Source organism: Paenibacillus sp. MDV22-iso6, from assembly GCF_058408365.1.
On record NZ_JBZVDZ010000008.1, the window covers coordinates 212,845 to 224,722 of the forward strand.

The 11,878-nt window shown below is 47.0% G+C and carries 11 protein-coding genes; 5 read left to right on the forward strand and 6 right to left on the reverse strand.

Annotation, left to right across the window (positions count from 1 at the left end; translation table 11 throughout):
* Window positions 1-521: 521 nt before the first annotated feature.
* The 4 genes from AC4PM4_RS22690 to AC4PM4_RS22705 form a co-directional block, all read right to left on the reverse strand.
* On the reverse strand, window positions 522-827 hold the full coding sequence (locus AC4PM4_RS22690; RefSeq protein WP_063568262.1) for a hypothetical protein: 306 nt from the start codon (window positions 825-827) through the stop codon (window positions 522-524).
* Between the two features lie 166 nt (window positions 828-993).
* A complete protein-coding gene (locus AC4PM4_RS22695) occupies window positions 994-1,101 on the reverse strand; it encodes a sporulation protein YjcZ (protein ID WP_197521564.1) in 108 nt (35 codons plus the stop codon).
* A 42-nt stretch (window positions 1,102-1,143) separates the two neighbouring features.
* On the reverse strand, window positions 1,144-1,248 hold the full coding sequence (locus AC4PM4_RS22700) for a hypothetical protein (protein ID WP_017690880.1): 105 nt from the start codon (window positions 1,246-1,248) through the stop codon (window positions 1,144-1,146).
* A gap of 209 nt (window positions 1,249-1,457) precedes the next feature.
* Window positions 1,458-1,784, reverse strand: a complete 327-nt coding sequence (locus tag AC4PM4_RS22705) for an MTH1187 family thiamine-binding protein (protein ID WP_063568261.1) — start codon at window positions 1,782-1,784, stop codon at window positions 1,458-1,460.
* Window positions 1,785-2,545: 761 nt separating this feature from the next.
* Between AC4PM4_RS22705 and AC4PM4_RS22710 the strand changes: the two genes are divergently transcribed.
* The 4 genes from AC4PM4_RS22710 (at window position 2,546) to AC4PM4_RS22725 (ending at window position 8,339) form a co-directional block, all read left to right on the forward strand.
* Window positions 2,546-4,879 (forward strand): ribonucleoside-diphosphate reductase subunit alpha, encoded by a 2,334-nt coding sequence (locus tag AC4PM4_RS22710; RefSeq protein WP_063568260.1) that lies wholly within the window; start codon window positions 2,546-2,548, stop codon window positions 4,877-4,879.
* A 191-nt stretch (window positions 4,880-5,070) separates the two neighbouring features.
* Complete coding sequence (locus tag AC4PM4_RS22715) at window positions 5,071-6,102, forward strand: ribonucleotide-diphosphate reductase subunit beta (RefSeq protein ID WP_024632189.1); 1,032 nt, start codon at window positions 5,071-5,073, stop codon at window positions 6,100-6,102.
* Between the two features lie 207 nt (window positions 6,103-6,309).
* The gene (locus AC4PM4_RS22720; RefSeq protein WP_491614631.1) at window positions 6,310-7,284 is read left to right on the forward strand and encodes an SMI1/KNR4 family protein; all 975 of its coding nucleotides are present in this window, start codon (window positions 6,310-6,312) and stop codon (window positions 7,282-7,284) included.
* A gap of 17 nt (window positions 7,285-7,301) precedes the next feature.
* A complete protein-coding gene (locus AC4PM4_RS22725; RefSeq protein ID WP_491614632.1) occupies window positions 7,302-8,339 on the forward strand; it encodes a phosphotransferase family protein in 1,038 nt (345 codons plus the stop codon).
* Window positions 8,340-8,433: 94 nt separating this feature from the next.
* Here AC4PM4_RS22725 and AC4PM4_RS22730 read toward each other — a convergent pair whose 3' ends face one another.
* On the reverse strand, window positions 8,434-10,245 hold the full coding sequence (locus AC4PM4_RS22730; RefSeq protein ID WP_491614633.1) for a S9 family peptidase: 1,812 nt from the start codon (window positions 10,243-10,245) through the stop codon (window positions 8,434-8,436).
* 130 nt (window positions 10,246-10,375) lie between these two features.
* On the reverse strand, window positions 10,376-10,795 hold the full coding sequence (gene fosB / locus AC4PM4_RS22735; protein WP_072734912.1) for a metallothiol transferase FosB: 420 nt from the start codon (window positions 10,793-10,795) through the stop codon (window positions 10,376-10,378).
* A gap of 168 nt (window positions 10,796-10,963) precedes the next feature.
* Between fosB and AC4PM4_RS22740 the strand changes: the two genes are divergently transcribed.
* Window positions 10,964-11,863 (forward strand): glucose 1-dehydrogenase, encoded by a 900-nt coding sequence (locus AC4PM4_RS22740; protein WP_063568255.1) that lies wholly within the window; start codon window positions 10,964-10,966, stop codon window positions 11,861-11,863.
* The last annotated feature ends 15 nt before the right edge of the window (window positions 11,864-11,878 follow it).

The window sequence follows — 11,878 nt, forward strand, 5'->3', positions numbered from 1 at the left end:
AAGAGGATTACCTTATTGAAGAAAAAATTTGAAATGTTTTCGCAATTGTTTTCAAAAAAAGATTCAACCTTCCTTTTTATTGCAAAAAATTACAGCCTGTGGTATACTCTAAGAGTTGGTATTTAAACAACCTCATATGATTTTCTGTCTTCTTTAAACCCCGGAATATTTTCTTCATGCTGCGACCGCAGCGAACATGCACATTAACCTATGAAGATTGAAGAACCTGAATCACATTAACCCGGTAGTACAGAGTTTCACAAGATGTTCCCATTCACACTGGCGCGGTCATCGGAGCCGCAAGGACAAAAGAGAGGTAGGGCTTTTGTTGTTTTGGATGTCACTTATTCTTGAGAAGATTGAAAACATACACAAAGCACCCGGAATTGGGTTCCGGGTGTTTTTCTATGTCCACTTTTAATAAAAAAATGTCCAGACAGCTAAAAGGCGCCGATACAATCTCGGCGCCTTTCATCGGAGTTGTATGGATCAACTCCCTGATACTGTTGCTGTTATAAGAACTAGATAAACATCGTTTTGGAGATGATGACCAACAGGATGAACAGTACAAGAATCGTACCCATGGATCCCCAGCTTCCTCCGCTATGTCCATAGGAAGTTCCACAACCATGGTGATACCCATGAAGCACTGGAGCCTGATTGGGATGATGAGCGTAGCCGTAGCCATAGCCCGCTGGCATAGTTCCACAACCATATCCGTACCCATGCATTTCATGACCTGTGTATCCATGCATGTGCTCATACCCTCCCACGTATCCGTATACGTGTCCCTGTCCGTTCGGTGAATTCGGTTTTACTTCGCTCATTGTTCATTCCTCCTTAACATTTGCCTACACCCCTAAGCTATGTATTATGCCTACCTCTGGACCGGGCTATGGCCCTACTTTGACAAAATAGGCGTTTTCACTATTCCTGTAGGCTTGTCCTCAAACCAAAAAAAACCCCACCGGTTAACCGGCGGAGTTCAACATATTATACCCAGAAAGATTTAGTGATGATAACGAGAAGAATGAACAGAACCAAGATGGCACCAGTTGATGTCCAGCCGCCGTATCCTGCGCCTCCAAGTACTTCGCTCATGGAGATTCCTCCTTTACCAATGGTTTAGGTGTTAAGGGTCTATTAGATGAGGAATGCTTTTGAAATGATAACCAACAATATGAAGAGAACCAAAATGGCACCAGTCGATGTCCATGCGCCGCCGTATCCACCTACAACTCCACTCATGCAAAACCCTCCTTTTATTTGAGGTACAGTTCACTATATGCAAAAATCACACACTAGATCGGGCTCTGATTAAATTTGGGCAGGCATTACCTACGAAGCAACCATATTCTCTTTCTCTTTGAACCCATAAAATGCAAAAAACCGCAAGCCCCAAAAAGAGACTTGCAGTACATTGTATAAGACCATCTTCCTTATGCTGCTGACTTCCGTCAGTTCGGCCGTGCCTGACGGGATGAAAGTTTCTCTTGAACAGATTGCAGCTTCTGTACACTGGAGGCATCCGGTTTGTCACGACGATCGTCGATCTTGACGGATGTGGAGACACGCTGAGCTCCCGATAGAAACGGAGCTTCATGCAGAGCCGCAATTGCTGTAAATACTTCATTGAGCGGGCCTTCGATAATGGTACTCATGGAGGTCAACTGATATGTAATGCCCCGCTGGTTTTCCAATACTTTCTGCATATCCGCCACATAACTGCTCAAGCTGGTCGTCCCGGTGCCAATTGGAATTACGGTCACTTCTGCTATTGCCATTTCGCTCCGCCTTCCTTGGGCCCCGAAAGATACCGGTGCCGCTCATTTTTAGTCGATTTTTGCCTGTTTTTATTCTACCAGTTGAAGGAGCTATAATTCAAACTGACGTGATGACGTCATCTGATTTGACCAAAAATTTTTTTTGATAAATCTTCAAATCTTCCAGTCCTTTTCCTTTGCGGAATCCTGGCTTAAATGGTATACTCGGAATTACGTTTTACTGTGTTGACCCTGTTTACAAACACTATATGTTGGGTTACAGTAAGAGAACAGCAACAAAATGTAGTAAAATTAAATCACCCCACTTCTATTAGTCATCTTCTGAAATCTCGCGAAAAACAGGATGAAATCACCTCTAAAGGCACGTCCCTGTAGGTGTAAATCGCTTTCTCGAAACAGACTTGACTCGGAGGTTAACGGGGCTATTTGGACTGCACCGGTATCCTCTAATTCACAGGCGTGTCTGCTATAGACAAAAGATTACATAAGCACCCTTTTCTGTCTTTTTTTGATTCTTCAAAGACAGTAAGGAACTCAGGGCATCCATGGGCATTTTCAGCCGCGAGGCAAGGGGAATGCTTTTTATGTGACCATGTTCTGCGTGCGCTCCTATGTGCAAGATGAGGCAAGACTCGCAATCACCGCCGCTCAGTCCGTAATATGCAGCTTATATCTTTATCTCACCGTAAGAAGACACTCAATTCTTTATATAAAGAATTTCTCCAATTTATCTCTTAAACATGCGAAAGCGAGGAATATTCATGCCACAAGTTGTGACCAAGCCGAACAACCGCCAGCTTGCCTTTGATGATATGCGCATCTCGGTATATGCAGATCGTATTCTGGAAGGACTGGACATGCTGGACAAGGAACGTCTGATACGCGGGGTAAACAGCAAGCTCCGTCGTGACGAAGTTACCGGAGACGAGATCAGCAGCGCTTTTATGATGAGCGCTCTGGAACTGGTAACGAAGGAAGAGCCTAACTGGAAATTTGCAGCGGCACGCTCCCTGCTTACTTCCCTTTACAAGAAAGCGGCAACCAACCGCAGATACAAATCTTACCCGGAAGAGCCTTACGGCGCTTTCCACCCGCTTCTAGTGGATCTTGTGAAGAAAGGCATCTACCGCGAAGAACTGCTGGAATGTTACACCAAAGAGCAGATCGACGAACTTGCTGAATGCATCGATTACCGCAACGATCTGTTGTTCGACTATATCGGCTTGCTCACACTGGCAGAACGTTACCTTGCACACGATTTTGACGGAAAAGTCATGGAATTGCCTCAAGAGCGTTACATGGTTATCGCGATGTACCTGATGCATCAGGAGCCTGCTGAGAGACGTATGGACCTCGTTAAGGAAGCTTACTGGGCAATGAGCAACATGTACATGACGGCAGCTACACCTACGATGTCCAATGCGGGTAAAAAAGTGGCTGGACAACTCTCCAGCTGTTTCATTGATACCGTGGATGATTCCCTTGAGGGTATCTTTGACTCCAACACAGATGTAGCACGTCTCAGCAAAATGGGCGGCGGCATCGGCGTTTACCTCGGTAAAGTCAGAGCTCGCGGTTCGGACATCCGGGGTCACAAAAATACAAGTTCTGGCGTAATCCCTTGGATTCGCCAACTAAATAATACTGCGGTCAGCGTAGACCAACTCGGAACACGTAAAGGTGCAATCGCTGTTTATCTGGACGTTTTCCATAAAGACATTCTGGCCTTCCTCGATCTGAAGCTGAACAATGGTGACGAGCGGATGCGTGCGCATGACGTATTCCACGGCATCTGCCTGCCTGACCTGTTCATGGAGCGAGTAGCCAGCCGCGGCGAATGGAACCTGTTCTGCCCGCATGAAACGAAAAAAGTGATGGGCTGGAAAGATGAGAACGGTCGTCCACTCGGACTGGAAGATTTCTATGATGAATCCGTAGGCGAAGGCGCGTTCCGTGAGAAATATGAGGAAGCGGTCAACCACCCGCTGTTGTCCCGGATTACGGTTCAGGCGATTGACATCATGAAACGTGTTATGAAATCCCAACTGGAAACCGGTACACCTTACATGTTCTACCGGGATACTGTTAACCGTTCGAACCCGAACAGTGCACACGGCATGGTCTACTCTTCCAACCTTTGTACCGAAATCATGCAGAACCAATCTGCAACTGTAGTTGAAAAAGAAGAGCTCGTAACCAAAGATGGACAAACCCGCATCGTGATTTCCAAAGTACCGGGCGATTTCGTAGTCTGCAACCTGAACTCCATTCACTTGGCACGTGCTGTACCTCATGATGTATTGGAGCGTCTGGTACCGATTCAGGTTCGTATGCTGGACAACGTTATCGACATCAACAACATTGAAGTGCTGCAAGCCCAATACACCAACAGTCAATACCGTGCGGTTGGTCTGGGAACATTCGGACTTCATCACCTGCTTGCTCTCGAAGGTATTCGTTGGGAATCGGAAGAAGCAGTCACATATAACGATAATCTGTACGAAAAAATTAACTATCTGCTCGTGAAAGCCAGCATGGAACTGTCCAAGGAAAAAGGACATTATCCGAAGTTCCAAGGTTCCGATTGGCAAACAGGTAAATACTTCGACCAACGGGATTACACGACAGGTGAGCGCGTAGGCGAATTCGTTACAACTGAACAATGGAAAGAACTGCAAGCCCAAGTACAACAAAACGGTGTACGTAACGCTTGGTTGTTCGCTATTGCACCAAATGGTTCAACGTCCATCATTGCCGGTTCAACAGCCAGCATTGATCCGCTTTACGAACTGTTGTCCTATGAAGAGAAAACGACATACAAGATTGCCAACCCGGCACCTGACCTGTCCGAAAAAACGATCTGGTATTACAAAACAGCGTTCATGGTGGATCAACATGCTTCCATCAATATGGCCGCTGCCCGTCAACGCCACGTCGATCAGGGACAAAGTTTCAACTTGTATGTTCGTCCAGATATCAAAGCAACGGAATTCCTGGAACTGCATCTGCACGCCTGGAGAGCCGGCATTAAATCAACTTATTATGTCCGCAGCCGGGCATTGACTATTGAAGAATGCGATTCTTGCGCAAGCTAATGTTTATCGTGATGCTGAAAGCTCACTAGATCTACGATGACTACCAGGGCATCCTGTTTTGAATGCAAAATGGCGTTGCCCTGGTACTTTTTTGCCCAAAACACGATCACAACATCATGAGATGTTGATATAGATGCTTTTCCAAAGTTCTGTCGGCAGAACATTATGAAATTTCAAGGAGTGAACGGATTATGCAATTGCAGAAAATTTTCAATACCGAAGCGCCTAACCAGTCTACCCGTATCATTGAAGGGGAATGCTCAGGCATTCTGAACTGGAACGATATTCGTATGCCTCATATGTACAAACTGTACAAAGTACTGCTGCTCAACCACTGGATCGCGGATGAAATTCCAATGTCCAAGGATGCTTCCCAATTTGCCCAATTGGATCCGGAAGAACAGCGTACATTTAAAGTCAACATCTCCCTGCTCGCTGTATTGGACTCCATGCAAACGATGTTTGTAGGTGACGTGAAACGTTATTTCACCGATTCCTCGCTGGAAGCGATCTCGGCAATCATTGGACAACAGGAAGTTGTACACAACCAATCGTACTCTTACGTTCTGTCCTCCATCGTGTCCGATCGGGAACAAAAGGAAATCTTTGAATACTGGAAACATGATCCGGTGCTGCTTGACCGTAACCGGTTCATCGCCGACATCTACCAAACCTTCCGGGATAACCCGTCTCCACAGACGTTCTTCCAGGCCATGGTAGCCGATCTGGTACTTGAAGGTATCTTCTTCTATAGTACATTTGCCTTCTTCTACAACCTGGCCCGTGACCAGAAGATGATGGCAACCAGCCAAATGATCTCTTATATTCAGCGCGACGAGAACCAACACTGCTACTTCTTCGCTGAAGTGTACAAACAGCTGCTGGTAGACTTCCCTGAACTGAACACACCTGAGAACATGGACTATGTGTACAAAACGATCAACCGTGCCGTTGAACTCGAAACCAACTGGGCACACTACACTCTCAGCAACGTACGCGGGATTGACCTGAACGAGTTGGAAGACTACATCAAGTACATCGCCAACAAACGTTTGCGCCTGATGGGTATGGAAAAAGCATATGAAGGCGTGGATGTAAACTGCATGCCTTGGATCAAACCTTTCTCCGACGAAGCACTGAATGCTACGAAAACAGACTTCTTCGAAGCCAAATCCCGTAACTATGGCAAAGTCGGCGACGATAACGGATTTGACGATCTGTAAGTTGATTGATACAGTGAGCGTAATTTAATGAACGCAATCTAATAAAAATGCACAACACTCCCCTTGTTGAAATGTCTTGATGGCTTTCTGCTTGTGGGAGTGTTTTTTTATATGCGACTGGATAGGATACTGTACCCATCCATCCTGCCAGCTTGTAAGATATAATGGAAAAAGGTTCACATTCCCCTATTGAAATGAGGCATAGTGATGGAAAGAGAACTGCTGGAGCAACTAAACAAATGGCATGAACAGGACCAATTCAGTCTTATTATTGAACGTATTCAACAAATTCCCGAATCGGAGCGGGATTATGAGCTGATTGGACAACTTTCCAGAGCGTATAACAATGAAGGTCGTTACCGTGAGGCTGTCCAACAGTTACTATTCATCCATGGGCAGGGAGCAAGCGACCCACTATGGCAGTACCGGTTGGGTTACGCTTATTATCATATGGCCATGTACGAGCAGGCACTCAAAGCTTTTGAGATGGCAAACGAGCTCTTGCCCCATGACGAATCGACTATCGAATTTCTCGAATGGACAAGGCCCAAAGCTGAAAAAATGCAACAGGATCGACAACGACATCAAGAGATATTGTTGGAATTGGAGCACAGTGGCAGGCTGAACAATCTCAGAGCCGCTTCCGGGTCCTACGATCCGGCTTCATTCTGGGAACAGAGTGAATATGCGTTGGAAAGTTATGTATCTTCACCTTTTGACGAAGAGTTGATCCAAACCATTGAACAGGAGCTAGGCTACAAATTACCTGCCTCCTATATCCAGTTAATGAACACACAGAACGGTGGAATCCCTGCACACACTGTTTTCCCAACCAAAGAAGCTACTTCATGGGCTGAAGACCATATCGCCATTACGGGGATTATGGGCATTGCACGGGACAAGTCCAATACACTGGGCGGAGAATTTGGAAGCCGTTTCATGATTGAAGATTGGGGATACCCTGATCTTGGTGTTGTGATCTGTGATTGTCCGTCTGCCGGACACGATGTAGTGATGCTGGATTATCGATTCTGTGGCCCTGAAGGCGAACCTGCTGTGGTTCATGTGGATCAGGAAGACGATTATGAGATTACATATCTGGCGCCTAATTTTGAAACTTTTATTCGCGGATTGGTTGATGCCGATACGTTTGATCTGTCTGACGAAGAGGATGAAGACTGAGATCGCAGGAGGGGCTTATGACAACCCGTATTTATTTTGGCTCCAATAAACTTGGTGAGATTGAGCAAGCATCCTTGCAAAAGGCGCTTCATGATTGCAATCTGGGAACGCTTATGAATTATAAGCGAACCGATGAGGGTGTGATGGGTCAGACACTTCTTATTCGCTCTTCAGAGGGAGAATATATTCTGAAAGGCAACCCATTATATGCAGGACAACTTCAGGAAGAGCAGTTTTTCGTAGAACAGCTGAGAACTCACACCAACATTCCTGTACCTGATCCATATTTATTACATGAAGATACCGACGTATTTGGCTGGAGCTATGCGATTATGCCCCGATTACCTGGAATGCACCTGCATGATCCGTCATTACAGGCTTCACTTTCACAGGAGGATCAGGAGAAGATCGCTACGATGCTTGCCCGCTCCTTAGCAGAACTACACCGTTGGAAAGTCCCTGATGCGGGAGAGTATGATCCTGTAGCAAAGCAGATCGTTCCCTTTGCGGGCAAATATCTGGACTGGCTGTATGGGACAATCCATCACTGGCTGCAGGATGCTGCAAAGTACTCCGTGATAACAGACGAAGATACACAGTGGGTGGACGAGCAATTAAAAAACGCTGAATCTGCATTTCACTCCATGCCTGTGCCCGGATTTGTGATGGGTGATTTTAAGGTCGAGAACTTTGTGATTCAGAGGAATGGTGATAGCCTTGCTTCGGACTGGCAGATTAGTGGTCTGTTTGATTTTACAACGGCCTATTTTGGAGACGGAACAGCTGACTTAACCAAAATGACAGCCATGTATGTACGAGAAGGTCAACCCGAACTTGCCAAACGATTCCTTCACGGTTACCGGGAGGTTGTCTGCGCAGCAGATACGGAGCGATACCAGCACTTTGCTACCCGTCTTAGGGTGCATCTGCTCTATCAGCGTATTTTGTTATGGGGTGAATGCAAAGCAACAGGCCGAGTAACCTGGGCATCGGATATGCCTTTTGCACATTGGGCGGAGCAGTACATGGATTCGGTAATTGCTTTACTGGATTAACACAACAAAAAACCGCCAGAAGGATGAGATGCACTCACTCCTGGCGGTTTTCTCAAACCATCATATATTTAAATCGGTAATATGCATATATGAATTACGGTTGTGCAACCGGCACTTCCTGATGTTTCTGCAAAAACTCCAGCATCCGCCGATACACGAGAATCTCATTCGTTTTTCTGGAGAAGCCATGGCCTTCATCATCCAGAACGATGTATTCCACGTCTACCCCTTTCCCCTGCAACGCGGCCACGATCTGATCCGATTCCGCCTTCACGACCCTTGGATCATTGGCCCCTTGAATGACCAGCATCGGGTTGACCATCTGGTCCAGATACGTAATCGGTGAATCCTTCGTTAAGCGTTCGCGGTCACGGACCGGATCACCCAGCCAGTTGTCCATCATCGGTTTCCAGTCTTCCGGCACAGATTCCAAGAATGTGAACAGGTTACTTGGCCCAAAAATATCAACCGCAGCGCGGAATAATTCCGGGTGACGCCCTGCCAGCAGCAAGGTCATATACCCGCCGTAACTACCCCCTACCACGAACAGGCGATCCGGTGATGAGATACCCTCGTCAAACAGCCAGTTTATACCGGCAACACAGTCTAACCTTGGGCCCTCGCCCCAATCTCTCTCGACCATTTTGCCAAACTCGGCGCCATATCCAGTGCTTCCCCGGAAGTTCGGAGCAAAAATATGATAACCCTGAGCCAGCATCATTTGGAACATCGGACGGAAGAATTTTGCTTCCGATGCCTGTGGCCCGCCATGCGGCCAAAATACCGTGTATCCATTGGCCTGTTCCGGCTTCGCTTTAAAAAAAAGCGCTTCGATCTCCAGTCCGTCGTAGGAGTTATATCGAATGACATCCGGGTAGACGAGATCGCTCGGATCAAGCCCTGTTACCCGATTGTCAGTCAGCGGTTCCCAGGACTCACTACCTGCCATCAACCGATAGATATTATGCGGCTGGACAGCTCCACGCCCCGAAATATACACGTTGCCAGCCTTGGTAACCGTCACATGTTCTACGGTGTCCAGTGGCATGGCCACACGCCGAGGCTGCTCGGAACCTTTGTCCAGCGCGTACATCCGATTCTCGGGACCCGTAAACGTCCAGAAGTATAACGTCTCTGAATCCTTATGCCAGCGGATGATATCCACGTCTTCTCCCTCCACTTTGCACAGAGGACGAAATTCATGAGTATCCAACCGATATTCAGCCACATAGGTGTACGGTTCGTTATCATTGGTAATCATCAGCAGCCGGTTATGGTCTGCAAATAGGACATACGAAACCTGACTCTGCCGCTCGGAGACCGGAATAATGGATTCCGACTCACCGTTCCGGTATACATATGCTGTCTGGTAGGTATTGGAGTATACATTCAAGATTACATAGGCTTGTTCATCCGAACTCACAGCAATCAGATTGCTTGTGACCTCTTCCCCTTGATGCAAGAGCTCATCCTCTCCCGTTTCCAGGTTCATCCGGCGTGAGTTGAGATAGTTCGGGTTATCCTTACTTGTCATATAATAAAGACGCTGTCCATCCTCGGACAGATGGGAGAAATAACAATGATCATTGGGCTCTGCCGGAACAACAGGAAATGGGACTCCGCCTTCCGGTTGAAGTGCATACAGATGATAATTCTCATCCCCATCGCGATCAAACGCCGTGAGAATATGACGTCCTTCTGGGTCTGGTTTGATAAACTGGCTGCTCTGATTCAAATACGTCAAAGGATACGGGTAGCCACCCGGCAGATCCATCGCCCAGATATTGGGCTGGCCGTTCAGATTGCTGTCAAAAAACAAACGTTTCTCGTCGGCCGATACGGCAAAATGGGAAATGCGATACGTCTGGAAATACTGTTCTACATCCGGTTTGGGAAACTGAATCATGACAAACCTCCTTGAGTATGAACGAAGTATCAAACAGTGGTAAATTAAGGGTATATTTGTCCATATTATATGCACATCCATTGTTTGCACAATAGATATGTCATATTTTTTTCCATTTCAGCTCATTCGATTACGTATAAAAGGTCATATGGGGTTTATCCTCACGGTAATAGTCAAGTCTCTGCTTCATATTTCCGGTATGTAGCTCGAACAAATGACCATCGGGATCGGTAAAATAAATGGATAATGCATCCTTCGGATCGCGTGGTCTTCCGGGAAGAATGTCAGCCCCGGCTGCTCGCAGCTGCTGCACAGACTCGTCGAATTCCTCTTCTTTTACGGTAAATGCAATATGTGTATACGTTCGTTCCGTATAGTTGCGAATGACGTCTTCCTGATTCAAAGCGATCCAAAGTCCGGCAAGTTCGAAATATGCCAGCTTCCGGCCTTTCACCTGAATACGGGCACCGAGAGCCTGCTCATAAAAGGTAATGGACCGTTCCAGATTGGATACGGAAAAGCACAGATGATTAATCCCCTGAATATTCATTTGGCTCCTGACACCTCCACATTTTAATGAACTGTTGCAATTGCTACATCCTTATTATGGTATATTTTGCACCAAAAACAAATGCCCTTCTTCCTCCTGTCGCACCTTCTTCTGGGCGAATGCATAGTTTAGGCGTATGAACGAACGTGCGAGGAGGATGTAAACCGAATGAATCCTGTCTATCCTTTTTACGGTGAGAAGACGGTGTGCAAGCCACAAAAGCTGGCTTTCCCACCCCAGCATCAGGACCAGCAGCCAGGTCTGGAAACCCTGATGGTGCCTGAACCGATCAGCGAAGATCCTGCTTATATTGGCAGCTGCAAGCTAGAAGGCAAGGTTGCGATTATTACCGGTGGTGACAGTGGAATCGGCAGAGCGGCAGCTATTGCTTTTGCCAAGGAAGGTGCAGATATCACCATCGCTTATCTATATGAACGGACCGACGCCGAAAGGACACGTGAACGCATTGAAGAGCTGGGACAACGGTGTCTGTTAATCGAGATTGATCTGCGGTTGAAGAAAAACTGCGAGGCTGTCATCCGTACTACCATGGAAACCTTCGGAAAGATCGACGTCCTGGTCAACAATCATGGAGTGCAGTACGTACAGCCAAGCATTGTCGATATTACGGAAGAACAGCTGTACCATACGTTCCAGACGAATGTGTTTGCCTACTTTTTTCTGATTCAGGCGGCTCTCCCACATCTGTGCAAAGGAGCATCCATCATCAATACGGCTTCCATTACGGCCTATAAAGGTGAAGTGCAACTGATCGATTACTCTTCCAGCAAAGGGGCTGTGGTCTCTCTGACACGGGTACTCGCCAAATCGCTCGCATCCGAAGGAATCCGGGTGAATTGCGTGGCTCCTGGACCCATATGGACACCACTCATTCCATCCAGCTTCTCCGCTGAAGACGTGCAGGTATTTGGAACCGAGACGCCGATGGGCCGGGCAGGCCAACCTTATGAACTAGCAGCTGCCTACGTCTATCTCGCTTCCCGCGACTCCTCCTATGTCACTGGTGAGTGCATTCATGTCAATGGCGGCGATATGGTAACGACCTAGTCATCTGGAGAACAC